This window comes from Marivita sp. (genome assembly GCF_051859345.1).
Taxonomy (GTDB): Bacteria; Pseudomonadota; Alphaproteobacteria; order Rhodobacterales; family Rhodobacteraceae; genus Marivita.
This window is the reverse complement of record NZ_JBHYFV010000030.1, coordinates 25,069-48,719: the sequence shown is the minus strand read 5'-3', so window position 1 is coordinate 48,719 and position 23,651 is coordinate 25,069. Positions and strand designations below refer to the sequence as shown.

The following is a 23,651-nucleotide window of genomic DNA, read 5'->3' as shown; positions in this document are numbered from 1 at the left end:
GATCGACGACCGTCTGCGCCTTCAGGCCGCCGAAGAGGCCGGGATTGTCCCCTCGCCGGAAGAAGTGCTGGACGGCATGAGCGAGTTTGCAAGCCGCGCCAATCTGAGCCGCGAGGAATTCATTCAGTCGCTTGAGGGAAGTGGCGTTTCGGCGCAGACCTTCCGCGATTTCGTGCGTGCGGGCCTCAGCTGGCGTTTGCTGGTGCAATCGCGGTTCGCGGGCCGTGTGAACCTGTCCGAAGACGAGGTCGACCGCGCGCTTGGGGCGTCGGGTGGATCGTCGGTGCGGGTGCTGTTGTCGGAAATCATCATGCCTGCCCCGCCGCCACAGGCCGAAGCGGTGCAGCAACGCGCCGAGCGGATCAGCGAAATCACGTCGGAGGCTGCGTTTTCGCAAGAGGCACGCCGCTACTCCGCCACCGCCACGCGGCAGGCCGGTGGGCGCCTGCCCTGGCAGAACCTTGACGATCTGCCGCCCGTCCTGCGCCCGCTGGTTCTGGCGCTCGCCCCAGGTGAGGTGACGGATCCGATCCCGATCCCGAATGCCGTGGCGCTGTTCCAGCTGCGCGATATCGAAGAAGCGGGCTACACTGCACCGACCTATTCGGCGATTGAATACGCCGCCTATTATCTGCCTGGCGGACGCAGCGAGACGGCGCTCGCGCAGGCTCGGGTGCTGGCCAGCAAGGTCGATCGGTGCGACGACCTGTACGGCGTGGCGCGTGGTCAGTCGCCGGACGTGCTTGACCGCCAGACGCTGCCGCCGGCAGAGATCCCGACGGATATCGCGTTTGAGCTGTCCAAGCTTGACCCCGGTGAGGTGTCCACCGCGCTGACCCGCTCGAACGGCCAGACGTTGATGGTCCTGATGCTGTGCGGGCGCACCGCCGAGATGAACGAGGATGTGGACCGCGACCAATTTGCAATTGGTCTGCGCAACCAGCGGCTTCAGTCGCTTGCCGAAAGCTACCTGTCGCAACTGCGCGCCGACGCCCGTATCGTCGCGCAATGAGCGCAGCACCGATTGTCCTGACCATCGGGGAACCTGCCGGGATAGGCCCAGAGCTTGCCGTGATGGCGTGGCAGGCCTTGCGCGGTGAGGTGCCGTTTTTCCTGATTGGCGATCCGGCGCATTTGCCCGACGGCACCGATTGGGTCGAGATCGCGGCCCCCGACGATGTCTCGGCCAAAGGCGGTGCGTTGCCTGTGCTGCCGCATGTCTTTGACGGACCGCGACGTCCGGGACAGGCGCAACCTGCACAGGCCAAAGGGGTCGTCGCCGTGATCGAACGCGCAGTTGCGCTTGCGGCCTGTGGCAAGGCGGGCGCGGTCTGTACGCTGCCGATCCACAAACAGGCGCTTCAGGAAGGGGCCGGGTTTGCATTTCCCGGCCATACCGAATTCCTGGCGCATCTGTGCGACACAGGCGATGTGGTGATGATGCTGGCCGGGCCAGAGTTGCGCGTGGTGCCCGTCACGATCCATATTCCGCTGGACGAGGTGAAACGGTCCCTGACGCCAGAGCTGCTCGAGACCCGTATCCGCATCACCCATGCGGCGCTGCGCACGCAATTCGCGATTGCCGCGCCGCGTTTGGCTGTGGCGGGGCTTAACCCGCATGCAGGCGAAGGTGGGCGCATGGGGCGCGAAGAGATCGACGTGATCGCGCCCGTGCTTGACCGTCTGAGGGCGGAAGGGATGGACATCACAGGACCACTTTCGGCGGACACGATGTTTCACGCCTCGGCACGCCAGGGGTATGACGCGGCGATCTGCATGTATCACGATCAGGCGCTGATCCCGATCAAGACGCTGGATTTCGATCGGGGTGTGAATGTCACGCTGGGTCTGCCGATCATCCGCACCTCGCCGGATCATGGAACGGCCTTTGACATCGCGGGCACTGGTCAGGCGAATCCGTCATCGACCATCGAGGCGCTGCGCATGGCGTGGCGGCTGGCCAACGCGGCCTCCTGACGGCATCGCGGGTGGATGGGACAGAGTTTGCATATTTTTGAAAAGAAGAAGCAGGGCGCTGCGCCCGGCAAGGCGAGGCTGCAATGGCGATGATCGACGGCTTGCCGCCGCTGCGCGAGGTGATCGCGACACATGACCTGAGTGCGAAAAAGGCATTGGGGCAGAATTTTCTGCTGGATTTGAACCTGACCGCCAAGATCGCGCGGCAGGCAGGAGACCTGAGCGGCACCGATGTGCTCGAGGTTGGGCCCGGCCCAGGCGGGCTGACGCGCGGATTGCTGGCCGAGGGCGCGCGCAAGGTTCTGGCGGTGGAGAAAGACCCGCGCTGCCTGCCCGCGCTGGCCGAGATTGCCGACGCCTATCCGGGACGGCTTGAGGTGGTTGAGGGCGACGCGCTGGCGATCAATGCGCTGGACCGACTGACACCCCCCATCGCGATCTGTGCCAACCTGCCCTACAACGTCGGCACCGAATTGCTGGTGCGCTGGCTGACGCCACCCGCGTGGCCGCCGGTATGGAATACCCTGACACTGATGTTTCAGAAAGAGGTGGCCGAGCGGATCGTGGCAAAGCCCGGTTCCAAGGCCTACGGGCGGCTGGCCATACTGGCGCAGTGGCGCTGCGACGTACATGTGGCCATGCACTTGCCGCCCGAGGCGTTTACACCACCGCCGAAGGTCAGCTCTGCCGTGGTGCATCTACGCGCGCTGGCGGAACCGCGATTCGAGGCCGATCCGAAGATCCTTGAACGGGTGGTGGCAGCCGGATTCAACCAGCGGCGCAAGATGCTGCGCGCGTCGTTGAAGGGGGTGTCACCGAATATCGAGGAGCACCTGAACGCCGTTGGCATTGCACCGACCGAACGCGCCGAACAGGTGTCGGTCGAACAGTTCTGCGCCTTGGCGCGACAGCTGGGCGGGTGATTCGATCCGCCCGCCAATGCGTCATTCGGCGGCGTTGGTTTCTTTTTGCTCGGACTGGGCCTCGGACGACTGGGCCTCGGCCTTTGGTTCGGGCTTCTTGCGCGGCTTGCGGGGCGCGCGCGGTTTCTTCGGTTTTTCCTCGGCTTTCGCTTCGGGTGTTTCGACCAGACCGCTGTCATTGCCGTCGTTGCTCGCGCCGGTATCGTCGCTGTGTTTGTCGATCACTTCTGGCTGCGGTGCGCTTGCCGGATCATTGTGGTTCTGCGTGTTCTGGGGCTGCTGCTGATCCTGATCAGAACGCTGCGGCCGTTCCGCGTCGCGTTGCTGCTGGCGTTCGCGGTTTTCGCGTTCCTGCTGTTCGCGGCGCGCATCCTGTTCGCGCTGTGCTTCGCTCAGCATGCGCATGTAGTGTTCGGCATGCTGCTGAAAGTTTTCCGCATTCACGCGATCATTGCTCAGCTGAGCGTCCCGCGCGAGTTGGTTATACTTGTCAATGATTTGCTGCGGAGTTCCGCGCACCTTGCCCTCGGGGCCAGAGCTGTCGAACACACGGTTGACAACGTTTCCGACAGAGTTCGAGCGGTTGCGGTTGTTCTTATTCCGCGGACGTTTGTTTGAAGAACGCATCTGTAACTTTCCAGCCTTCTTTCAGCTGTTTTTGCGATTGCTGTGTGCGCTTTGTGCGCGGGTCCTGTGCAATAGCATCCATGTTTGGGCTTAACGACCGCGCGAGAGGGGTGTAAACCTGCCTCGACCACTGCGGTAATCCTGAATAATCATGTCCGACCGCCGCTTACAAGCATAATTTGCCTCAAATGCTTCGGATTTTGCCGATTACCGGTCGTTTTGCGGCAGGAATACGCCAGATACGACCCGATCCCGCCCATCGAGGTCCGGAAACGTCGTGACATCGCTCAGTCCGGCAGCGATGAACAGCCGACTTACGGCGGCCGCCTGGGTGGGGCCGATTTCGACCATCAGCCGTCCTTCGGGTTCAAGATGGCCTGGCGCCTGCGCGGCGATCACCCGATAGGCGCTCAGTCCGTCTGCCTCGTCCGTGAGGGCAGAGCGTGGTTCAAAGCCAAGTTCCGGTGCCAGGGCGGCCATTTCGGATTTGGCGATATAGGGCGGGTTCGACACGATCAGGTCATAGGTGCCGCGCACATCCGCAAACCAGTCCGACAGGGCCCATGCCACGCGATCCGCGACCCCGGCGGTTTGGGCGTTGCCCCGCGCCACATTCAGCGCCGCATCAGAGATGTCGGTGCCAAGCCCCTGCGCATCGGGGCGTTCGTGCAGCAGGGACACCAGGATGCAGCCCGATCCGGTGCCAAGATCCAGAACGTTGTCAAAAGGTCGCGATAAAGCGGCCTCGACCAGCGTTTCCGTATCCGGGCGCGGGTCGAGCACGTCCGGGGACACGGCGAAATCATGCATCCAGAAGGCGCGCTTTCCGGTGATATGGCTGATCGGTTCGCGCCGCGCGCGCCGCGCGACCAGCCGTTGCAGTTCGGCCATCTGATCGTCACTCAAGACGCTCCACGAAGGCGCGTTCCCCTGCACCTTGTCCAGCAACGCGCTGGCATCGCGCGCCGCACTTGGGGAGCCTGCCACTTCGAGCTGGCGGCGTGCGTGTTGCAGGGCGTCCTTCGGGTCGTGGGTCACGTCATCTCGGCCAGCATCGTGGCCTGCGCATCGGCGGTGAGCGCGTCGATGATGTCATCCAGATCGCCCGCCATCACCGCGTCAAGCTTGTAGAGCGTGAGACCGATGCGGTGGTCGGTCAGGCGGCCTTGGGGGAAATTGTAGGTGCGGATGCGTTCCGAGCGGTCCCCCGAACCGACCTGGCTTTTCCGGTTCGCCGAGCGTTCGGCATCGACCTTTTGCCGTTCCTTATCAAAAAGGCGTGTGCGCAACACCTGCATCGCGATCTCGCGGTTGCGGTGCTGGGATTTCTCGGAACTGGTCACGACAAGGCCGCTGGGGATGTGGGTGATCCGCACCGCCGAATCGGTGGTGTTGACGTGCTGACCACCTGCGCCGGAACTGCGCATGGTGTCGATGCGAAGGTCATTGGAGTTGATCTGGATGTCCACATCCTCGGCCTCGGGCAGCACGGCAACCGTGGCGGCAGAGGTGTGGATGCGCCCGCCGCTTTCGGTTTCGGGCACGCGCTGCACCCGGTGGACACCGGATTCGTACTTGAGCCGGGCAAACACATTGTCGCCGGTGATGTGGGCGACAACTTCCTTGATGCCGCCGATCTCGGTCTCCTGGTGTTCGATGATCTCGAACCGCCAGCCGCGGGCTTCGGCATAACGCTGATACATACGCAAGAGGTCTCCGGCGAAGAGCGCTGCCTCTTCCCCGCCGGTGCCGGGACGGATTTCCAGCATCGCGGGCCGGGCATCCGCCTTGTCGCGCGGCAAGAGGGCCAGTTGCAGGGCATGTTCGACGTCCGGGAGCCGCGCCTTGAGGTGGGGCAGTTCCTCTTGCGCCAGTTCGCGCATCTCGGGATCGGACAGCATCGCCTCGGCATCGGCGATGTCGGCGCGCACCTGTTTCCATTCGGCGATCTGTTCGACGACGGGGCGCAGGTCGGAATATTCCTTGCCCAATGTCGCAATATCGCCCGACCCTTCGGCCATCTGGGCCTCAAGGTATTCAAAACGCGATGTGATCTGGTGCAGGCGGTCTTCGGGGATCATGCGGTTCTGTCGAGCATCAACGCCGTCCGGTCAAGGCCTATTGGCCAAGCCGCTCCAGCCAGCCCTCCACGCGGGCCTTGTTCACCCCCATGTCGGACTGGCCAAAACGTGACCGCGCGAAGAGTTCGAGAATGTCCTCGTTCCTCATCACTGTCGTGTAGTCGGGAAACCCCATCCATTGCGAGCGGGTGATATAGGTCACCTTGCCCTCGTCCACACTGCCCGCCAGCACTTCGGTGCGCGGCGTGGCGAGGATGATGCGGTCAAGCGCGGCAAAGGTGCCGTCCTGCGCGGGGATGCGACGACGTACGCCACCGGCCAGATCCTGATCTGCGGTCACTTTGGGGTCGACATGCCACACGGCCGGGTCGGACGGGGCAAGCCTGATCCACGCAAGCCCACCGACCACGATAAGCACCACAAGCCAAAAAATCATCTTCACGATGCCTCGATCCTTGCCTCAGCGGGCCACTTTGCCCGGCTATACGAGTACTGAACGTTACGCGCGGCGGGTCCATCCCCAGAGCGACAGAATCTCGGTCGCCACATGCGCCCCGGCAATCGCCGTTGCGCCCGTAGTATCGAAAGGCGGGCTGACTTCAACCACATCGCCGCCCATCAGTTCGATCCCGGCGATATTCCGCAGGATGACGGCAATGTCAGAGGTCGATGGTCCGGCCCAGACCGGCGTTCCGGTGCCCGGCGCAAAGGCCGGATCAAGGCAGTCAATGTCGAAGGTAAGGTACGTTGGGTAATCCTTGAGGATCTCACGGATATGTTCGGCCACCGCTTCGGGCCCGATGCGGTGCATCTCGCGGGCGTCGATGATGTTGAACCCCAGCGTGTCGGGATTGTCGGTGCGGATGCCCACCTGAACAGAGCGCGCGGGGTCGACCAGACCCAGCTTGACCGCCTTGTACAGAAACGTGCCGTGGTCGATGCGGTCCATGTCATCGTCGGCCCAGGTATCGGTGTGGGCATCGAATTGGAGCAAGGACAGAGGCCCGAATTTTTCGGCATACGCCTCCAGGATCGGCAGGGTGATATAGTGATCGCCGCCCAGCGTGACGGTGGCTGTGTCGGTCGCCAGAATACCCGCGATGTGGTTCTTCATCGTGTCGGGAAATTCGGATGTCTTGGCATAGTCGAAGGCCAGATCGCCGTAATCGGCAATCGCGAATTCCTCGAGCACGTTGTAGCCCCAGCCATAGGGCATGTCGTAGGGTTGCAGGCTGGATGCCTCGCGGATCGCGCGGGGGCCAAAGCGGGTTCCGGTGCGGTTGGTGACCGCCTGATCGAAGGGCACGCCGGTGACGGCCACGTCCACCTGGCGCAGATCCTTGGTGTATTTGCGTCGCAGAAATGACGTCGCCCCTGCAAACGCGTTCTCGAAACTGCCACCCTTGAGGTCATCGCGGGTGAAGGCGTGGTCGATCTGGGTTTTTGCGTCTTCAAGCGCCATGGGTCACACTCCGTGCCGTGTTTCGATGAGGCGCGCGAAGAAAGACGCGCCGATGGGGGCGACATCGTCGTTGAAATTGAACGCCGGGTGATGACAGGACGGGCCGATCCCCTGCCCCAGCATCAGGTAGCTGCCGGGACGCTTTTCCAGCATGTAGGAGAAATCCTCGGCCCCCATTTCGGGTTGACGGTCGCTGATGACGTTGCCCGCGCCCGCGACCTCTTCGGCCACTTTCACGGCGAATTGCGTCTGCGCGGCATGATTGATCGTGGCCGGGTAATTGCGCATGTAATTCAAACTGGCCTTCACCCCGTAGCTGGCCGCTTGCCCCGCGACAATCTCGGCAAAGCGGCGCTCCACCATATCGCGCAGGTCGGGATCAAAGCTGCGCACGGTCCCGGCCAGCCGCATGGTCTCGGGAATGACGTTGGTGGCGCTGCCGGTCTGAACGATGGTCAGCGACACCACCAGCGGCAAACGCGGATCGGCATTGCGCGACGGGATCGTCTGAAGCGCCTGCCCGATGGCCAGCCCGCATGGGACCGGATCAAGCGTGGTGTGCGGGAACGCGCCGTGCCCGCCCTTGCCGGTTATGGTGATTTCGAAATCATCCACCGCCGCCATGATCGGACCGGGACAGGTGTTGAAGACACCGGCTTCGGAAAACGGATCGGTGTGGAGCGCGTAGACCTCTTCGATGCCGAACCGCTCCATGATGCCGTCTTCGACCATGATGCGTGCGCCACCAATGGTTTCTTCGGCGGGTTGGAAGATCAACGCGACTGTCCCTTTGAATTTGCGGGTTTCCGCCAGATAGCGCGCGGCGCCCAAGAGCATCGTCGTGTGCCCGTCATGGCCGCAGGCATGCATCTTGCCGGGGAGGATCGAGGCATAGTCGGCGCCGGTGGTTTCCTCGATCGGCAGCGCGTCCATATCGGCGCGCAGCCCGGTGACGGGGCCGTCGCCCTGCCCCCGGATCAGCGCCACAACACCCGATTGCGCAATCCCTTCATGGATTTCGTCGATGCCGAACTCGCGCAACCGTTCTACGACGAAAGCCGCAGTTTCATGGCAGTCGAGGCTCAACTCGGGGTGCATGTGCAGGTGACGCCGCCACGCGGTCATGTCGTCTGCATAATCGCCGATCCGGTTGATGATGGCCATGTCTGGACTCCCTCGGTCTGATGCCGCATCCCTGCATCTAATCCCGAAGCACGGAGGCCTGCAATGTCCGATGACCTGATCCACGATCCCAAGGGCGGGATGCCCCGGCTGCTGGAAATCATGCGCCGCTTGCGCGACCCCGAGACGGGCTGCCCCTGGGACATCGAACAGGACTTTGCGTCCATCGCGCCCTACACGATCGAGGAAGCCTATGAGGTGGCCGATGCGATCGAGCGAGAGGCGTGGGGAGAATTGAAGGGCGAATTGGGAGATCTGTTGTTGCAGTCGGTCTATCACACGCAGATGGCCGAAGAGGCCGGGATGTTCAGCTTTGATGATGTGGCCAACGCCATCAGCGACAAGATGGTGGCGCGGCACCCGCATGTGTTCGGGGACGAGAGCCGGGACAAATCCGCCGAACAGCAGGTTCAGGACTGGGAACAGATCAAGGCAGCGGAACGCGCGGGCAAGGCAGAAACAGGGGTGCTGGCGGGTGTGGCAAAGGGGCTGCCGGCGCTGACCCGCGCGATCAAGTTGCAGAACCGCGCGGCACGGGTCGGGTTCGACTGGCCCACGACGGACGAGGTGTTGGACAAGATCGTCGAGGAAGCGCAGGAGCTGTGCGAGGTTCAAAACGAGGCAGAGCGGTTCGAGGAATTCGGCGACCTGCTGTTCGTGATGGTCAACCTGGGTCGCCACATGGGGCTTGATCCCGAAGCGGCACTGCGCGCAGCGTCGGCCAAGTTCACCCGGCGGTTCGAAAGCATCGAAGCCGCATTGGCGGACATGGACAAGACCCCTGCCGACAGCGATCTGGCCGAGATGGACGCGCTGTGGGATGCCGCCAAAGCGCAAGACAAGGCGCAAAAGAAAAACGCGCCCTGAGACAGAGCGCGTTCTAAAATGTCGAAGTTCGAACCGCTTACTGCGCTTCGTTGATGAACTTTACCGCGTCGCCAAAGGTCTGGATGGTCTCGGCAGCGTCGTCCGGGATCTCGATGCCGAACTCTTCTTCAAAAGCCATGACCAGCTCAACGGTGTCGAGGCTGTCAGCGCCGAGATCGTCGATGAACGACGCATTCTCAACCACTTTGTCCTCTTCAACACCAAGGTGCTCGACAACAATTTTCTTAACGCGATCTGCGACGTCGCTCATGTTTTCTTCCTCACAGTTTCGTCGGCGCGGAGGCCGGGTTAGCCCTCGCCCGGGCGGAATTGATCTTGCCCTTGCGGGCGGCGGTTTGCGTCCCGGTCGAACGCGACAGACCGATCATACCCGAAAATGGGCAGGTCCAAAACCTGCGCCGCTATAGCACATGAAACAGCGATGGCAAACGCTTTCAACGTAAACGCATGCAGGAGAAATATTTCGCGATATCAGCGGTTTCTGCACCTGCACAAAACAGCTTTCCTCTGCAAAATCAGAGCATTGCCATGCCGCCATTCACATGCAGCGTGGTGCCGGTCACATAACCCGCCTCTGGGCTGGCGAGATATAGCACCGCTGCCGCGATTTCCTCAGGGGTGCCCATGCGCGCGCAGGGAATCTGTGTCAGGATGGCGGATTTCTGGTCGTCGGTCAGCTTTTCGGTCATTGCGGTCGCGATAAAACCCGGGGCAACTGCGTTGACGGTGATGCCGCGTGTGGCGACCTCGTAGGCCAGCGATTTGGACATTCCCACCATGCCCGCCTTGGCCGCCGCGTAATTGCCCTGCCCCGGATTCCCGGTGGCCCCGACAATCGACGAGATGTTGACGATCCGCCCCCAGCGCGCCTTCATCATGCCGCGCAGCACACCTTTGCACAGCTTGAACGTCGCCGTGAGATTGACGTCGATCACAGACTGCCATTCGTCATCGGACATGCGCATGAACAGGTTGTCGCGCGTGATACCCGCGTTGTTTACAAGGATATCGACACCCCCCATCGCCTCTGCCGCCTGTTTCGGGAGGGCTGCAACGGCCTCGGGATCGCTCAGATTGCAGGGGAGCACATGGGCGCGGTCGCCCAGATCGGCCGCCAATGCTTCCAGCGGTTCGGTGCGGGTGCCGGACAGACCGACCGTGGCACCGGCAGAGTGAAGCACGCGGGCGATCTCGCCGCCGATGCCGCCTGATGCGCCGGTCACCAGCGCGGTTTTGCCTGTCAAATCGAACATATATGGTCCTTTCGCATGTATCCGGGCCCCGGGCGGCAGAAAATTCGTACGAATTTTCTGCGTTGCGGACCGTTATTCCTGTGTGTCACCTTGGCGGCGGTCAGAAAATTCGTACGAATTTTCTGACGCGATGTCCGGTGTTGCAAGTCTCATGTGTCTGACGCCGCAGACTGAACGTCGCTGGCGGTCCCAACGGCACATGACGCGGCAGAGCGGTCGATACGCCGCACCATCCCGATCAACGCCTTGCCCGCGCCGATTTCCCAGAAGTCATTCACACCCTGCGCGACCATCCAGGACACGGATTCGCGCCAGCGCACCACGCCAGTGATCTGATCGACCAGCAAGGATCGGATGGTTTCCGGTGCCGTGACGGCCTCGGCCAGCACGTTCGCCACAACCGGAACCGTCGGCTCGTTGATGGTCACGCGGCCCAGAGCCTCGGTCATCGCGTCGGCGGCCGGGGCCATCAACGCGCAATGGAACGGGGCGCTGACCGGCAAGAGCACCGCGCGTTTCGCCCCCGCCGCCTTTGCCAGATCTATGGCCCGTTCGACCGCAGCCTTGTGACCCGACACCACAACCTGTCCCGGATCATTGTCATTCGCCGCAGCGCAGATTTCGCCCTGGCCTGCCGCCTCGGCCACCTGGCGCACGTCCTCAAGACCCAGCCCAAGGATGGCCGCCATCGCCCCGACGCCGACCGGCACCGCGTCCTGCATCGCCCGACCCCGCGCGCGCAACAACCGCGCTGCGTCGGAAACCGACAGCGCACCTGCAGCTGTCAGGGCGGAGTACTCGCCCAGCGAATGCCCGGCCACATAATCCGCCGAGGTGACAGCCACCCCTTCCGCTTCAAGCGCGCGCATCGCTGCTAGGGAGGTCGCCATCAGCGCCGGTTGTGCGTTCGCCGTCAGGGTCAGCGTGTCGATGTCGCCCTCCCAGATCAGCGCGCTCAGCTTTTCGCCCAGGGCATCATCCACTTCGTCGAACACGGCGCGGGCGGTCGGATAGGCGTCAGCCAGATCGCGCCCCATGCCGATGGTCTGGGCGCCCTGCCCGGGAAAAAGAAAAGCTCGGCTCATGGCACCCCTCCAAAGTTGATTGGCCCAAGCCATTACAGCCCGCACTGACGCGACGCAACGTTGCTGCACGATTTCTGTGCGGTGGCGAAGATTGCAGATGTCGGGGGCTGCGATAGCTAGGCGCCAAACCTGCGCAACTTCGGAGGCTCTCATGCCCGCCACCAATACCACGTCCCGATACGGGGCAGTGTCCAAGACCTTTCACTGGCTGACCGCACTTGGCATTCTGGTTGTGATCCCGCTCGGGATCATCGCCAATGACCTGCCTTATGACACGGCGGATCAGTTGGCCGACAAGGCCTGGCTGTTTTCGCTGCACAAAACCGTAGGCGTCACGCTGTTCCTTGTGGCGTTGGCCCGCATTCTTTGGGCGCTCAGCCAGCCGAAACCAACCCCTCTGCACCCGGATCGCAAGGTCGAAACCGTTTTGGCCGAAACCGTGCATTGGCTGCTCTACGGCTCTTTGGTTTTGGTGCCGCTCTCGGGTTGGGTGCATCACGCCGCCACCGAAGGATTCGCTCCGATCTGGTGGCCCTTCGGGCAGAACCTGCCGCTGGTTCCGGAAAGCCTGCCGGTCGCAGAAGCTGCGGCAGGTCTGCATGTTGTCTTTGAACGGGTGCTGGTGGTCTCGCTTGTCCTGCATATCGCAGGGGCGATCAAACATGCGGTGGTCGACAAGGATCAGACGCTTGCCCGCATGTTGCCCCGTCGCAGGATCGCGCAGACCGTCACAACCCAGACGCGGAATGGTCTGGTGCCTGCGGTTCTGGCGGTTGTGATCTGGGCTGGCGCGCTTGGGGTCGGAAGCATGTTGGGCGTTTACAGCAAGGGCAGCGCCATTGCTGCCGAAGGCCCGGCCCTGCAACAGGTCGAAAGCGAATGGGCCGTCACCGAAGGCACGCTTGGCATCACGGTCCGCCAGATGGGCGCGGATGTGTCCGGATCCTTCGCCGACTGGACCGCCGATATCGACTTTGACGACACCGTCACCGATGGACAGGCCGGTACGGTGGATGTCGAGATCGCAATTGCCTCGCTGACGCTGGGATCGGTCACACAGCAAGCCATGGGACCGGATTATTTCGCCAGCCAGGACTTCCCGACAGCACGGTTCACCGCTGACATCCTGAAGACGGAAGAAGGCTATCGCGCCGATGGCGTGTTGACGTTGCGCGGGGTCGAACAGCAAGTACGCCTGCCCTTTGCGTTGACCCTGGACGGCACCACGGCGCAGATGCAGGGCAGCACGTCTCTGGATCGGCGGGAGTATGAGATCGGCGCGGGCATGACGGATGAAAGCCAGCTTGGCTTTGAGGTGATCTTATCGGTCGACCTGATTGCAGAGCGCGCGTCCGAGTGATCCGTCACCTTCGGCCAAAGAAAAACCCCCGGTGCAACAGGCGCCGGGGGTTTCTTACGTTCAGAAGTCCTGAAGATTACGAATCTGTTCCGGTCACTTTCATCGCCTCCAGCGAAATCTGAATCTCGACTTCGTCGCTCACAAACGGCGCGAACATACCGACTTCAAAGTCACTGCGCATGAGGGTTGCGGTTGCATTGAAGCCCGCCCACGGCTTGCCTTCCATCGGGTGATCCCCCGCCTGGTTCAGCGTCGCGGCCAGAGTGACCGGCTTGGTGATGCCGTTCAGGGTCAGGTCACCGATGATGTTTGCGGTGGTGTCACCCGTGACGTCGATGGAGGTCGAGGTGAAGGTCACCATCTCGTCTTCGTCCGCGCCGAAGAAATCGGCTGACATAAAATGCTCGAAGCGGCCTTCCCAGCCGGTGAACATGGAGCGGACCGGGAAAGACACGGTCACAGAGGAATTGGCCGGGTTGTCCTGATCGAACTGGATGTCGCCCTCGAACCCCGAGAACATGCCCCAGGTGGTCGAATACCCAAGGTGGTTGTAGGAAAAGAGGACCTGGCTGTGGCTTGAATCGAGCGTATAGGCTTCCGGTTCGGCATGGGCTGCAAGTGGCAGGGCAACAAGTGCGGCGGCGAAGAGAGTCTGTTTCATGGGTTTGTCCTGTGTCAAGATTTCGATGGCGCACAAATTGCCGTGGCGGCGCGAAGTCTCAATTGGACGAAACTCAACAGAGTCTGTGTCGCAATGAACAGTCGCCCACAGCGGGTCAGTCCGATGCGGGCACATGCACCCATTTCGCGCCGGTTGCGCGTTCGGTTCGGGCGGGGGCGGTGCTCTGGACCAATTGGGCAGGTTGCGCCCCAGGACTTTGCGGAAGTGCCGCGTCAGCGATCAGCGATTGCCACATCAGCGGGGCGAGGCTTTTGCCGATGCCATAGTACCAATGGTTATGTTCGGGGATCACGGTCAGCGAGGTCGGATGGCCCGCGCGGGCAAGATGCTTTAGCGCCATGCGGGAACTGTCCACGGTGAAGGTCACATCGGCATCGCCAACAAAACTGTGGATCGGCACCGCCGTCAGGGCCGGGATCATGCGCCGCCGGGTTGGATGCCCGGAATGGGTCACCACCGCCTTGAACGGGCCTCCGCCAAGATTGGCGATGCGCATTGCGTGGGCACCGCCGTCCGAATGACCCGCGAGGTATATCCGATCTGTGTCCAGCGGATACCGCGTGGCCGCCTCCTTCAGCAACGCGCCAAGAAACATGGGCCCGTCGGTGACAAGCGACCATCGCGTCGCGCGCGCATCCGGAGCCACCAGCACGATATCCTGGCGCTTTGCCAGGTCCTGCCACATGTCGATCATCGACGCGCCATTGCGCCCTGCCCCGTGCAGCAGCACGACAACCGGTCGCGGCGGGCCGTCGGTTGGACCAAACCCGTACCACAACCGTTCTTCAGGGGCCCCGAACCCGACGACAGGTCCAATCCCGAACACATGTTGCGTGCCGACATCGGCGGGCGCGTCATAGACATAAGGACCACGTCCGGCGCGTTCGAATGTCGGGCCGGCGTATACGTCATAGGCACCCACCCGGTCGGGCAGCACCAGCGCATGGACAGACACGGCGGCCACTGGCCCCAGAAGCCAAAGCGCGGCCATGACCACCAGCTTGCGCAGAAAGCTGCGGATCATCGCCGATTGGAGCCGAAAAAGCACAGGCCTGCGAACCCCATGACGACGATGGACAGCGCCAGCCCCAGAATCCGCGCCTCGGGTGCCGCGCCCTGTACCGCGATCCAGATGCCGGGAAGCGCGATCAGGCAGGCTATGCCGATGATGCGTCGGATCAGGCGATTTATCGTGTGTGCGCCGCGCACATAGTTTTCGTCATAATGAACCATTCCGTCTCTCCCCGACCGGCCTTGTTCCGGTCGTGTTACCGTTTACACTCGGGAAACAGTCTGTTCGGAAAATCCGCCCAATTCTGGGCGCGCACCGCCCCGTCCCGAGGCAAGTTCACGGCAGGATTATGACGCGCCGTTCCCGCTCTGTCAGCGACGCTTGATCCCCCGATCAATCCGTGTATACGGAGCGCTCCTTTCGCGGATCGATTTTTACCGCGCAGTCTCTCGTGGGCAGGTGCGAAAGGGTCAAAGCCTGTCCGTTGAAATGCGCCAGAACAGAAACGGAGTTCACATGCCGCTATACGAGCATGTTTTTATCTCGCGTCAGGATTTGTCCAACGCGCAGGCTGAAGGCCTTATCGAACATTTTGGCACGGTCCTTGCAGACAACGGCGGCAAGCTGGTCGAGCAAGAGTACTGGGGCGTCAAGACGATGGCCTACAAGATCAACAAGAACCGCAAGGGCCACTATGCCTATCTGCGCACCGATGCACCGGCCACTGCCGTGCAGGAGATGGAGCGCCTGATGCGTCTGCATGACGACGTGATGCGTGTTCTCACCATCAAGGTCGACGCGCATGAAGAAGGCCCCTCGGCCCAGATGCAGAAACGCGACGACCGTGGTGATCGTGGCGACCGCCGCGAACGTCGCAATTGATCGCCTGAAGAAAGGACGCTAACCCATGGCTACGAAACCATTTTTCCGCCGTCGTAAGGTGTGCCCCTTCTCGGGAGACAACGCACCCAAGATCGACTACAAAGACACCAAGCTGCTGCAACGCTACATCTCTGAGCGTGGCAAGATCGTGCCGTCGCGCATCACAGCCGTGTCTGCCAAGAAACAGCGTGAGCTGGCCCGTGCAATCAAGCGCGCCCGGTTCCTCGCCCTGCTGCCCTACGCAGTGAAGTAAGGAGACACGCACATGCAAGTCATTCTTCTGGAACGCGTGGCCAAGCTTGGCCAGATGGGCGACGTCGTTGACGTCAAGCCCGGTTTTGCGCGCAACTACCTGCTGCTGCAGGGCAAGGCGCTGACCGCCAGCAAAGAAAACATCGCCTCGTTCGAAACCCAGAAAGCGCAGCTCGAAGCGCAGAACCTGGAAACCCGGAAAGAAGCCGAAACGATGGCCAACCGCCTGGGTGGTCAGCAGTTCATCGTGATTCGTCAGGCGTCCGATGGCGGCAACCTTTATGGCTCCGTCACCACCCGTGACGCGGCTGATGTCGCCACCGAGGAAGGGTTCACCCTCGATCGCAAGCAAATCATCATCCGGACCCCGATCAAGGTTCTGGGTCTGCACGAGGTCGAAGTCCACCTGCACCCCGAGGTGATGGTGGCTATCGAACTGAACGTCGCCCGCTCCCCCGAGGAAGCGGCGCTTCAGGCCTCCGGCAAATCCATTCAGGATCTGGCCGCCGAGGAAGAAGCGCAGGCTGAATTCGAGATCCAGGAGCTGTTCGACGATATCGGCGCGGCACAACTGGACGATCTGGAAACAGAGACCGAACAGGATGCCGGCAAACCTGCCGTGCAGGACAAAGCCGAACTGGACGACGACAAGTAAGTCGCGTCGACAGGTCAATCGACAAAGCCCCGCCAAATCGGCGGGGCTTTTTTCGTTTTTGAGACCCGCTTCAAGGCCTAAGACGTCATTGCAGCACCATCCCGTATGATCGCTCCTGACGTCACCGCTTTGGCGTTCCTAACCGTATTGGACCGGCTGGGGGTCGGGTTGCTTCACGGCCGCGCCACGAATGGGCCGAATTTCTTCGCTCGGTGCCCCGATACGGTTCCCGTGTTCGCGGATCGCATCAGGGCTGTCCGCCTCATAGAAGCAGACAGAGCCGATACGCCCATCCTCTTCGTTCACGGCGTAGCTGCGGATCCAACGCAACCGATCACCCATGTCTTCGCCAACCTGAGCAGATTCTTCATTGGTTGCCGCCAGCTCGTCTTCGTTGGCCCAGATACTCCTGCGGCGGATCATGTACAGGTCCATTGTGCGCCTCCTAACTGTCATTGTGACTGGGCTTGATATTGGGCCAAATCCGCCAAGTTTGGAGGCGGTGATCGTGCCGAACCACGGGGGTGATTGCGCCAAATCCTGCCGCCGGGTTGGACTCTTGGCCGGATTCCCGGAATCATGTGCCCCGAAAAAACGGGAAAGCATGGCCGAGAGTGACAAAAAGCTGGACGTGGTGATCGTGCTCGTCAACGAGGGGCACGCATCGACGGCGGTTTCTCCGATCGAGATTTTTTCGTCGGCCGGAGCGATGTTCAATGAACTGCGCGGCACCGACCCAAAGCCCCGATTCAGGGTGACAACCGCATCAATCGACGGCGACCTGATCAAGAGTGCCTATGGGCTGCGTATCGCACCCGACTGCAGCATCGCTGACGTTGGCCCGACCGATCTTGTCATGGTCTCAGCCTCGGGTCCGGTGCCGTCTGAATGGATGTCGCGACATGCCGCGCTGTTGCCCTGGCTTGTCGAACGCCACCGGCAGGGCAGCCTGATTGCCGGTGTCTGCTCGGGCGCCGCGTTCCTGGCCGAGGCAGGTCTCCTGGACGGTCGGCGCGCAACAACATACTGGGGCGTCGCTGACGCCTTTCGGGAACGGTATCCCGATGTCGATTGGCAGACTGACCTGCTGATCACCGAAGATTCCGGGCTCTTTTGTGGAGGCGGGGTGAACGCGGCAACGGATTTATCCCTCTATCTCGTCGAGCGGATGTGCGGCCACCGCGTTGCAGTCGAGTGCTCCAAGGCATTGTTGCTTGATATGCCGCGCCTCAATCAGACCGGCTACGCGATCTTGCCGCTTGCTCGTCCGCATGGAGACCGCAAAGTGCAACAGCTCGAAGACCACCTGAGCGCCAATTTCCAGCGCGAGGTTCCCATCGAGGAACTTGCCGAGGTCTCGGGTATGAGCCACCGCAACCTGATCCGGCGCTTCAAGGATGCAACCGGATTTCAACCCGGCGTCTACCTTCAAATGTTGCGCGTTGCCGCAGCGCGGAGGATGCTGGAGGACGGCGCACCGTCAATCCAGCAGGTCAGTTTGTCGACGGGTTATGAAGACGTATCCTTCTTCAGGCGTGTGTTCAAACGCCATAGCGGCATGACGCCGACGTCCTACAGGGAACGCTTTGGCCGAGGTTGGACGTAACTCCGCTGCACTGCACGCTTCATTGCGAAATTCTTAGAGCATCCCGCCCGAGACCTGGATCGCGAGGATTCCCGTGCGTGTGAATTTGTGAACCATCCTGTTTGGGAGGATGGATCATGTCAGCACCTTTGCCAGACGGGCTTCGGGCGCGGTTTCAACGATACATTTAGGAAGGGTTAAGCGGTCGCGGGGCGGCATCGCTATTGAAGCTCTCGCCAGTTACGGGATCGCGGTGGACGCTTGCGATCCGGCGCACGGGTAAGGCAAGGCGACTTCGCGAAAACTTGGTGAAGCACTGCATTCCAGCCATGTCGAAGCACCCGGAACGCGTTGTCTTTATTGGCGAAACAACCGTGAAGACAACCCTGTCGAAATGGCATTCTCCAAGCTCAAAGCACACTTGCGCAAGATCGGCGCCCACATCTTCACCGCCATGTTCAACGCAATCGCCGAATTCTGCGACCTCTACTCAACCGACGAATGCCGGACCACTTCACCGCTGTCAGCGTCAAGTTGCGCTGCTTTGGGACGTGGTCCAGGCAACGGTAAATCGGTTCCTTATCTTCCATGCTGATCGTACATTCCGCCGCAAGGCAAAAGACCGTTAAACTTGTCACTTTTTTTCATCCGGTCATTCAAGAATACACGACCTCTTGCTCACAATTAATCCATCTCAATGGACTATGACACTCTTCGGTTGTGGCTTTGTCAAGGGAACCTACCGTGCCTGAGTATAGCTTTGCAGTTGTTGCTGCGTCTGATCTGACGGCGGGCGATTTTGTCGGATCGCCGCTCGATATGTCCAATATCTTTAACTGGCACAACGTGAATACCATCACGTTTTCCAATTTTCAGACCGTCACGCTGACAGATGATGACGATCGTTTTGACGACGATGATACGACCATGTCGACGCTGTCCGAGTCGTTTGAGGGCTTGCCGGCCGGAACGAAGTTTGAGCCAGAACAGTACATCGACCTGGAGGACAGCGGCGGCAACTTCTACCGTCTGGTTGCGATTTCGACCGATGCGAACAACAACACCATCACGGCTTATTCCTTCGTGGGTGACCCGCCGCCACCCGATGTTGAACTCACGATCACAAGCCGGACCCTGACCGACCTGCCGGATGAGAGCTTTTCGGACATGTCCACGGTGTGCTTTGCCGCCGGGACATGGATCGAGACACCGGAGGGCGAGGTGCTGGTGGAGCAATTGAATGTCGGCGACCTTGTCGAAACGCGGGACCACGGTGCGCGGCCACTTCGGGCGATTATTCTGAGGCGATTGGATTTCGCGCGCGCCCCGGACCACCTCAAACCCGTGCAGTTACGCAAAGGTGCACTTGGGAGCGACCAGCCTGACCGTGATCTTTGCGTCTCGCCGCAGCATAGAATAATGGTCAATTCCGACGCTGAACAGCCCGTTCTTGTCGCGGCCAAGGCGCTGACCGGGCAACGTGGTGTGCGCGTCATGGCCGGAAAGCGCCATGTCACTTATGTGCATCTTGCCTTTGATCGCCACGAAATCATCATGTCCAACGGTATCTGGACAGAGAGCTTTTTTCCGGGCCCCATGGCAGTTCAGGCCCTGACTTCTTCTCAGCGCAACGAAATCGTCGAGATCTTCGGTGCGTTTGAACCGCAAGCAACTTGCGCTGTTCTAAAGCTCGCCGCACCGGAATTGCGGGTACAGGAGGCAAAGAGGAGCGGGATGGTCTTTCATGCGCCACCGGGAAAACCCAATTCAAGGTCTATGCTCTTGCATTGACAAAAATGATCCGTCCACAGCGAGAGTGCACAGCTAACGAGGCGGCAGCCTTGAGCGACATGTGAGAGTGCCCATTTGTCAGTCTGGCGTATGGCGTCAATCCAAGAAAGTCACTGTTCTTGTTGTCGCCAGAGAAGGATCGGACCCTGTGGGTCGTCTCCAAGCGGCCCTTTGCGCAGCCGCTGCGAAAGCTGACTTCGTCCGCACACCGGCCAATTCCGGCACCAGCTCACCGCACGCTTCATTGCGACATCCTTAACCCATCCACCCGGATAACCCCGCCATCGGATCCGATACCCGTTCCGTCTTTTGGCGGAACACCCAAGGCGACTACCCTCTCTCTGCGGACGCTCATGTGCGTTCAGACCATGAGAGATGCATCTTACAGGCCTCGTCAGAGGTACAGGTTCAAAGCGGCGCAAACCGCTCTGCACGGGGGAGAGGATGTCCACCCACCTCAGGTGACGTCACCTCTTTTTCAGAATTCACCGAAGCGACACGTTTCGCCACCGGCAGCACCACCAGACAACCGGACCGTCCCGGCGACATCGACACCCCCATCAGCCACCTTGCCTTTGCGAGGCCAAACTGCTGTGGTGGTGTCATGTCAATTACCCTGACCCGCATCACCGTTTCCGCCACTCGCGTCCCGGTCCAGTCTCCTGTAGCCACATCCTTTGGCGTCATGACCAACCGTCCCGCCGTGTTCGTGCGGCTGGAAGACCAGCATGGCGCGTTCGGCTGGGGTGAGATATTCGCCAACTGGCCCTCCGCCGGGGCCGAACACCGCGCCCGGCTGGTGATGGAGGATTTTGCCGATCTGTTGCTGGACCAAAGCTTTGACGACGCGCGGGATCTGTTCACCCAACTGACCGACAAGACCCATATCCGCGCTCTGCAATGTGGGGAATGGGGCCCGTTTCGACAGGTGATCGCAGGTCTGGACACCGCCATGACCGATCTGCAAGCACGCCGTGCCGGGCTGTCTGTCGCGCGCTTTCTGTCCGCCGATGCCAGCACCAGAGTCCCCTGCTACGCCAGCGGCATTGCCATCACCCAGGCGACCCAGCAGATCGAACACAGCCGCGATGCCGGGTTTTCCGCCTTCAAGGTCAAGGTCGGGTTCGATCTCAAGCGCGACACAGACCTGCTGGCCCAGCTGATTGCCGATCTTGATCCGTCCGAAACCCTGTGCGCTGATGCCAACCAGGCGTGGTCCCTGCCCGAAGCCGAAGCGTTCCTGTCCGCCTGTAGCGGCATGCCGCTTGGCTGGCTCGAAGAACCCCTGCCCGCGGATGCCTCCCTGACCCACTGGCAGGCACTGGCGGACCAAAGCGCGTTTCCACTTGCGGGTGGTGAGAACATCACAGGAACGGGTGGCTTTGCCGATGCCATCGCCACCGGTGTCTTTGGCGTGCTGCAACCTGACATCGCCAAGTGGGGCGGTTTCAGCGGCTGTTGGCCCGTGGCCCGCGCCATCCGTTCGGCCGGACTGCGCTTTTGCCCGCATTTCCTGGGCGGTGGGATCGGCCTGATCGCCTCCGCGCACCTGCTGGCCGCTGTCGGCGGGGATGGGCTGCTTGAGGTTGACGTGAACCCGAACCCGCTGCGCGACGCGTTCGATCCGTGGCACGGCGCGACGGACCGGGGGCACTTTGCCCTGTCGAACGCGCCCGGCCTTGGCATCACGGAACTGCCGGATGAAATCGCCCGATACGAAACATATTCCGGCGCGCTGCACCGCTGATACCGTTTTTCGCGGCGTGACATGCGCGATTTTACGCGACCGCAATGAATCCGCTACCCGGATGTGATCCTTCTGGCCTAGTCTGTGCGCATGACAATTTCGAACAGGGGACACGATCATGGCACTGAACCTCAACCGCCGTGGATTTCTCGCCAGCACAGCTGGCTTTCTCGCGCTGCATCCGTTCTCGGTCCGCGCCGCCGCCAATCAGGCGCATCTGCGCATCATGGAGACCACGGACCTGCACGTTCATGTCCATCCGTATGATTATTACGGCGACCGCCCATCCGACACGGTGGGCCTGAGCCGCGTTGCCACCATCGTGCAGAACATCCGGGGCGAGGCAACGAACTCGCTGCTGCTCGACAACGGTGATTTCCTGCAGGGCAACCCGATGGGCGATTACATCGCCTATGAACGCGGCATGAAAGACGGAGACATGCACCCGGTCATCACAGCGATGAACGTGCTTGGGTTCGAGGCCTCAACCCTCGGGAACCACGAATTCAACTATGGGCTCGATTTCCTGATGAAGGCGCTTGCGGGCGCGGACTTCCCCGTGGTCTCGGCCAATGTGGTCAAGGAGACCGGGGCCACACCGCGCGACGACACCACGCTGGTGCCACCCTACGTCATACTCGACCGCGAGATCACCGATGGCGCGGGCGACACCCACCCGATCCGCATTGGTCTGATCGGCTTTGTGCCACCCCAGATCATGACATGGGACCGCCGCCACCTTGAAGGCAGCGTGTCTACCCGCGACATCCTCGAGGCCGCCCGCGCCTATGTCCCGCAAATCCGCGAACAAGGTGCGGATATCGTCATCGCGCTGTCGCATTCCGGCATTGGCGCGGCTGACGCAGAAAACGGGATGGAAAACGCCTCGGTGCCGCTGGCGGCGATTGACGGGATCGACGTGATCCTGACCGGCCATTCGCACCTGGTCTTCCCATCCTCGACCTATGCCGATCTGCCGGGGCTTGATCCACAAGCGGGCACCATCATGGGCAAACCCGGTGTCATGGCGGGATTCTGGGGCAGCCATATGGGGCTTGTCGACCTGATGCTCGAACGCGATGGCGACGGCTGGCGCGTGCTCAGCCATCAGTCCGAAGCGCGGCCCATTTCGCAACGCAACGAGGACCGGTCCATCACCGCGCTGGTCGAGGATTACCAGCCCGTTCTGGACGCCACGCAACAGGATCACGAGGAAACCCTGGCCTATGTGCGCCGCGCCGTAGGCAAGACGGCGGCCCCCCTCCACAGCTACTTCGCGCTTGTCGCCGATGACCCGTCGGTGCAGATCGTGTCGAACGCGCAGACCTGGTACATCGCACAGATGATGCAGGGCACGCCGCATGAAGGTCTGCCGATCCTGTCTGCCGCCGCCCCGTTCAAGGCAGGGGGTCGCGGCGGGCCCGAGTATTATACCGACGTGCCGATCGGCGATGTGGCGATCAAGAACGTCTCCGACCTCTACCTCTACCCCAACACGGTGCGGGCCGTGCGCGTGACCGGCGCGCAGGTCAAGGACTGGCTGGAACGCTCGGCGGGCATGTTCAACCAGGTCGCCGCCGGGGCCAGCGATACACCACTTCTGAACCCAGACTTCCCAAGCTACAATTTCGACGTGATCGACGGGGTCAGCTATCAGATCGACCTCAGCCAGCCGTCGAAATTCGACCGTGACGGCGCGGTGATCAACCCGGACGCCAACCGCATCGTCAACCTTACCCGTGACGGCGCGCCGATCGACCCGGCGGCCGAGTTCATCATCGCCACCAACAATTACCGCGCGGGCGGCGGTGGCAGCTTTCCGGGCACCGGCGACACCATCGTTTTCGAAGGTCCCGACACCAACCGCGACGTGATCGTGCGCTATATCGTGGACAAAGGAACCATCGACCCAAAGGCCGACTTCAACTGGCGCTTTGCGCCGATGGAAGGCACCAGCGTGATTTTCGAAACAGGCCCTGCCGGGGCGAAATACGCAGACTCGCTTGAAGGGATGACACTCGAAGAAGTGGGCACGAATGATGACGGCTTCGCGCTTTTCCGCCTGACGCTCTGACGAGGGCGCGTCCCCGGCTTCTTTGGGCCACAAATACCTCGGGGGAGTCGCCCTTGGGCGACGGGGGCAGAGCCCCCAACCTGTCGGATCGGCTTGGCCGATCCGATCCTCAACAAAAAAAGGCCGCCGGAAC

Annotated in this window: 26 protein-coding genes; 12 read left to right on the top strand and 14 right to left on the bottom strand. The window is 61.6% G+C overall.

Features of this window, described 5'->3' with window-relative positions; genetic code table 11:
- From ACTIEN_RS16655 to rsmA, 3 genes are all read left to right on the top strand, one after another.
- Positions 1-1,012 (top strand): peptidylprolyl isomerase (locus tag ACTIEN_RS16655; protein WP_439524276.1); only part of this gene is annotated, 1,012 nt, incomplete at its 5' end.
- A complete protein-coding gene (gene pdxA, locus ACTIEN_RS16650; RefSeq protein ID WP_439524275.1) occupies positions 1,009-1,977 on the top strand; it encodes a 4-hydroxythreonine-4-phosphate dehydrogenase PdxA in 969 nt (322 codons plus the stop codon). The genes ACTIEN_RS16655 and pdxA, both read left to right, overlap by 4 nt.
- An 83-nt stretch (positions 1,978-2,060) precedes the next feature.
- A complete protein-coding gene (rsmA, locus tag ACTIEN_RS16645; RefSeq protein WP_439524274.1) occupies positions 2,061-2,900 on the top strand; it encodes a 16S rRNA (adenine(1518)-N(6)/adenine(1519)-N(6))-dimethyltransferase RsmA in 840 nt (279 codons plus the stop codon).
- A 21-nt stretch (positions 2,901-2,921) separates the two neighbouring features.
- Here rsmA and ACTIEN_RS16640 read toward each other — a convergent pair whose 3' ends face one another.
- The 6 genes from ACTIEN_RS16640 to ACTIEN_RS16615 all read right to left on the bottom strand — a co-directional run bounded on the left by ACTIEN_RS16640 (position 2,922) and on the right by ACTIEN_RS16615 (position 8,234).
- The gene (locus tag ACTIEN_RS16640; protein WP_439524273.1) at positions 2,922-3,527 is read right to left on the bottom strand and encodes a DUF4167 domain-containing protein; all 606 of its coding nucleotides are present in this window, start codon (positions 3,525-3,527) and stop codon (positions 2,922-2,924) included.
- Positions 3,528-3,734: 207 nt separating this feature from the next.
- Positions 3,735-4,565, bottom strand: a complete 831-nt coding sequence (gene prmC, locus ACTIEN_RS16635; protein WP_439524272.1) for a peptide chain release factor N(5)-glutamine methyltransferase — start codon at positions 4,563-4,565, stop codon at positions 3,735-3,737.
- On the bottom strand, positions 4,562-5,608 hold the full coding sequence (prfA, locus tag ACTIEN_RS16630) for a peptide chain release factor 1 (protein ID WP_439524271.1): 1,047 nt from the start codon (positions 5,606-5,608) through the stop codon (positions 4,562-4,564). Before prfA ends, prmC begins: the two co-directional genes overlap by 4 nt.
- 37 nt (positions 5,609-5,645) lie before the next feature.
- The gene (locus ACTIEN_RS16625; protein ID WP_439524277.1) at positions 5,646-6,044 is read right to left on the bottom strand and encodes a DUF1499 domain-containing protein; all 399 of its coding nucleotides are present in this window, start codon (positions 6,042-6,044) and stop codon (positions 5,646-5,648) included.
- A 63-nt stretch (positions 6,045-6,107) separates the two neighbouring features.
- Entirely contained in the window at positions 6,108-7,070 is a 963-nt protein-coding gene (gene speB / locus ACTIEN_RS16620) for an agmatinase (protein WP_439524270.1), read from the bottom strand.
- 3 nt (positions 7,071-7,073) lie between these two features.
- On the bottom strand, positions 7,074-8,234 hold the full coding sequence (locus ACTIEN_RS16615; protein ID WP_439524269.1) for a M20 aminoacylase family protein: 1,161 nt from the start codon (positions 8,232-8,234) through the stop codon (positions 7,074-7,076).
- Positions 8,235-8,297: 63 nt separating this feature from the next.
- On the opposite strand from ACTIEN_RS16615, the gene mazG reads away from it, so the two are divergent.
- The gene (gene mazG, locus ACTIEN_RS16610; RefSeq protein WP_439524268.1) at positions 8,298-9,119 is read left to right on the top strand and encodes a nucleoside triphosphate pyrophosphohydrolase; all 822 of its coding nucleotides are present in this window, start codon (positions 8,298-8,300) and stop codon (positions 9,117-9,119) included.
- Positions 9,120-9,156: 37 nt separating this feature from the next.
- Here the strand turns inward: mazG and ACTIEN_RS16605 are convergent, their stop codons facing one another.
- The 3 genes from ACTIEN_RS16605 to fabD form a co-directional block, all read right to left on the bottom strand.
- On the bottom strand, positions 9,157-9,390 hold the full coding sequence (locus ACTIEN_RS16605; RefSeq protein ID WP_085631956.1) for an acyl carrier protein: 234 nt from the start codon (positions 9,388-9,390) through the stop codon (positions 9,157-9,159).
- Positions 9,391-9,655: 265 nt separating this feature from the next.
- On the bottom strand, positions 9,656-10,393 hold the full coding sequence (gene fabG / locus ACTIEN_RS16600; protein ID WP_439524267.1) for a 3-oxoacyl-ACP reductase FabG: 738 nt from the start codon (positions 10,391-10,393) through the stop codon (positions 9,656-9,658).
- A 149-nt stretch (positions 10,394-10,542) separates the two neighbouring features.
- Positions 10,543-11,478, bottom strand: coding sequence for an ACP S-malonyltransferase (gene fabD, locus ACTIEN_RS16595; RefSeq protein WP_439524266.1), 936 nt, complete (start codon positions 11,476-11,478; stop codon positions 10,543-10,545).
- A gap of 151 nt (positions 11,479-11,629) precedes the next feature.
- Between fabD and ACTIEN_RS16590 the strand changes: the two genes are divergently transcribed.
- Positions 11,630-12,838 (top strand): cytochrome b/b6 domain-containing protein, encoded by a 1,209-nt coding sequence (locus ACTIEN_RS16590; protein WP_439524265.1) that lies wholly within the window; start codon positions 11,630-11,632, stop codon positions 12,836-12,838.
- A gap of 76 nt (positions 12,839-12,914) precedes the next feature.
- Here ACTIEN_RS16590 and ACTIEN_RS16585 read toward each other — a convergent pair whose 3' ends face one another.
- The 3 genes from ACTIEN_RS16585 to ACTIEN_RS16575 form a co-directional block, all read right to left on the bottom strand.
- Positions 12,915-13,499, bottom strand: coding sequence for a YceI family protein (locus tag ACTIEN_RS16585; RefSeq protein ID WP_439524264.1), 585 nt, complete (start codon positions 13,497-13,499; stop codon positions 12,915-12,917).
- A gap of 115 nt (positions 13,500-13,614) precedes the next feature.
- Positions 13,615-14,544, bottom strand: a complete 930-nt coding sequence (locus tag ACTIEN_RS16580) for an alpha/beta hydrolase (protein WP_439524263.1) — start codon at positions 14,542-14,544, stop codon at positions 13,615-13,617.
- Positions 14,541-14,753 (bottom strand): hypothetical protein, encoded by a 213-nt coding sequence (locus ACTIEN_RS16575; RefSeq protein ID WP_439524262.1) that lies wholly within the window; start codon positions 14,751-14,753, stop codon positions 14,541-14,543. The genes ACTIEN_RS16580 and ACTIEN_RS16575 overlap by 4 nt, the downstream gene beginning before the upstream one ends.
- A 295-nt stretch (positions 14,754-15,048) precedes the next feature.
- Here ACTIEN_RS16575 and rpsF point away from each other — a divergent pair, with 295 nt between their 5' ends.
- The 3 genes from rpsF to rplI are packed head-to-tail and all read left to right on the top strand — an operon-like array spanning position 15,049 to position 16,321.
- Positions 15,049-15,414 (top strand): 30S ribosomal protein S6, encoded by a 366-nt coding sequence (gene rpsF, locus ACTIEN_RS16570; protein WP_439524261.1) that lies wholly within the window; start codon positions 15,049-15,051, stop codon positions 15,412-15,414.
- A gap of 25 nt (positions 15,415-15,439) precedes the next feature.
- A complete protein-coding gene (gene rpsR / locus ACTIEN_RS16565; protein ID WP_026756163.1) occupies positions 15,440-15,667 on the top strand; it encodes a 30S ribosomal protein S18 in 228 nt (75 codons plus the stop codon).
- A 12-nt stretch (positions 15,668-15,679) separates the two neighbouring features.
- On the top strand, positions 15,680-16,321 hold the full coding sequence (gene rplI, locus ACTIEN_RS16560; RefSeq protein ID WP_439524260.1) for a 50S ribosomal protein L9: 642 nt from the start codon (positions 15,680-15,682) through the stop codon (positions 16,319-16,321).
- A gap of 138 nt (positions 16,322-16,459) precedes the next feature.
- On the opposite strand, the gene ACTIEN_RS16555 is transcribed toward rplI, so the two are convergent.
- Positions 16,460-16,756, bottom strand: coding sequence for a nickel-binding protein (locus ACTIEN_RS16555; RefSeq protein WP_439524259.1), 297 nt, complete (start codon positions 16,754-16,756; stop codon positions 16,460-16,462).
- A 169-nt stretch (positions 16,757-16,925) separates the two neighbouring features.
- Here ACTIEN_RS16555 and ACTIEN_RS16550 point away from each other — a divergent pair, with 169 nt between their 5' ends.
- Both ACTIEN_RS16550 and ACTIEN_RS16545 read left to right on the top strand, forming a co-directional pair.
- A complete protein-coding gene (locus ACTIEN_RS16550; protein ID WP_439524258.1) occupies positions 16,926-17,927 on the top strand; it encodes a GlxA family transcriptional regulator in 1,002 nt (333 codons plus the stop codon).
- Between the two features lie 723 nt (positions 17,928-18,650).
- Positions 18,651-19,697 carry a Hint domain-containing protein gene (locus tag ACTIEN_RS16545; RefSeq protein ID WP_439524257.1) on the top strand — a complete coding sequence of 349 codons (1,047 nt, stop codon included), beginning with the start codon at positions 18,651-18,653 and terminating at the stop codon, positions 19,695-19,697.
- 408 nt (positions 19,698-20,105) lie between these two features.
- Here ACTIEN_RS16545 and ACTIEN_RS16540 read toward each other — a convergent pair whose 3' ends face one another.
- On the bottom strand, positions 20,106-20,303 hold the full coding sequence (locus ACTIEN_RS16540; protein ID WP_439524256.1) for a hypothetical protein: 198 nt from the start codon (positions 20,301-20,303) through the stop codon (positions 20,106-20,108).
- On the opposite strand from ACTIEN_RS16540, the gene ACTIEN_RS16535 reads away from it, so the two are divergent.
- The gene (locus ACTIEN_RS16535) at positions 20,302-21,444 is read left to right on the top strand and encodes a mandelate racemase/muconate lactonizing enzyme family protein (RefSeq protein WP_439524255.1); all 1,143 of its coding nucleotides are present in this window, start codon (positions 20,302-20,304) and stop codon (positions 21,442-21,444) included. The two genes, ACTIEN_RS16540 and ACTIEN_RS16535, sit on opposite strands and share 2 nt — an antisense overlap.
- Positions 21,445-21,562: 118 nt before the next feature.
- Complete coding sequence (locus ACTIEN_RS16530) at positions 21,563-23,518, top strand: bifunctional 2',3'-cyclic-nucleotide 2'-phosphodiesterase/3'-nucleotidase (protein WP_439524254.1); 1,956 nt, start codon at positions 21,563-21,565, stop codon at positions 23,516-23,518.
- Positions 23,519-23,651 lie beyond the last annotated feature (133 nt).

Bases quoted from the DNA above. Each gene is read 5' to 3' on its own strand.
- pdxA (WP_439524275.1), top strand. From the start codon at position 1,009: ATGAGCGCAGCACCGATTGTCCTGACCATCGGGGAACCTGCCGGGATA.
- rsmA (WP_439524274.1), top strand. From the start codon at position 2,061: ATGGCGATGATCGACGGCTTGCCGCCGCTGCGCGAGGTGATCGCGACA.
- ACTIEN_RS16640 (WP_439524273.1), bottom strand. From the start codon at position 3,527: ATGCGTTCTTCAAACAAACGTCCGCGGAATAAGAACAACCGCAACCGC.
- prfA (WP_439524271.1), bottom strand. From the start codon at position 5,608: ATGATCCCCGAAGACCGCCTGCACCAGATCACATCGCGTTTTGAATAC.
- ACTIEN_RS16625 (WP_439524277.1), bottom strand. From the start codon at position 6,044: ATGATTTTTTGGCTTGTGGTGCTTATCGTGGTCGGTGGGCTTGCGTGG.
- speB (WP_439524270.1), bottom strand. From the start codon at position 7,070: ATGGCGCTTGAAGACGCAAAAACCCAGATCGACCACGCCTTCACCCGC.
- ACTIEN_RS16615 (WP_439524269.1), bottom strand. From the start codon at position 8,234: ATGGCCATCATCAACCGGATCGGCGATTATGCAGACGACATGACCGCG.
- mazG (WP_439524268.1), top strand. From the start codon at position 8,298: ATGTCCGATGACCTGATCCACGATCCCAAGGGCGGGATGCCCCGGCTG.
- ACTIEN_RS16605 (WP_085631956.1), bottom strand. From the start codon at position 9,390: ATGAGCGACGTCGCAGATCGCGTTAAGAAAATTGTTGTCGAGCACCTT.
- fabG (WP_439524267.1), bottom strand. From the start codon at position 10,393: ATGTTCGATTTGACAGGCAAAACCGCGCTGGTGACCGGCGCATCAGGC.
- fabD (WP_439524266.1), bottom strand. From the start codon at position 11,478: ATGAGCCGAGCTTTTCTTTTTCCCGGGCAGGGCGCCCAGACCATCGGC.
- ACTIEN_RS16590 (WP_439524265.1), top strand. From the start codon at position 11,630: ATGCCCGCCACCAATACCACGTCCCGATACGGGGCAGTGTCCAAGACC.
- ACTIEN_RS16585 (WP_439524264.1), bottom strand. From the start codon at position 13,499: ATGAAACAGACTCTCTTCGCCGCCGCACTTGTTGCCCTGCCACTTGCA.
- ACTIEN_RS16580 (WP_439524263.1), bottom strand. From the start codon at position 14,544: ATGATCCGCAGCTTTCTGCGCAAGCTGGTGGTCATGGCCGCGCTTTGG.
- ACTIEN_RS16575 (WP_439524262.1), bottom strand. From the start codon at position 14,753: ATGGTTCATTATGACGAAAACTATGTGCGCGGCGCACACACGATAAAT.
- rpsF (WP_439524261.1), top strand. From the start codon at position 15,049: ATGCCGCTATACGAGCATGTTTTTATCTCGCGTCAGGATTTGTCCAAC.
- rpsR (WP_026756163.1), top strand. From the start codon at position 15,440: ATGGCTACGAAACCATTTTTCCGCCGTCGTAAGGTGTGCCCCTTCTCG.
- rplI (WP_439524260.1), top strand. From the start codon at position 15,680: ATGCAAGTCATTCTTCTGGAACGCGTGGCCAAGCTTGGCCAGATGGGC.
- ACTIEN_RS16555 (WP_439524259.1), bottom strand. From the start codon at position 16,756: ATGGACCTGTACATGATCCGCCGCAGGAGTATCTGGGCCAACGAAGAC.
- ACTIEN_RS16550 (WP_439524258.1), top strand. From the start codon at position 16,926: ATGGCCGAGAGTGACAAAAAGCTGGACGTGGTGATCGTGCTCGTCAAC.
- ACTIEN_RS16535 (WP_439524255.1), top strand. From the start codon at position 20,302: ATGTCAATTACCCTGACCCGCATCACCGTTTCCGCCACTCGCGTCCCG.
- ACTIEN_RS16540 (WP_439524256.1), bottom strand. From the start codon at position 20,303: ATGACACCACCACAGCAGTTTGGCCTCGCAAAGGCAAGGTGGCTGATG.
- ACTIEN_RS16530 (WP_439524254.1), top strand. From the start codon at position 21,563: ATGGCACTGAACCTCAACCGCCGTGGATTTCTCGCCAGCACAGCTGGC.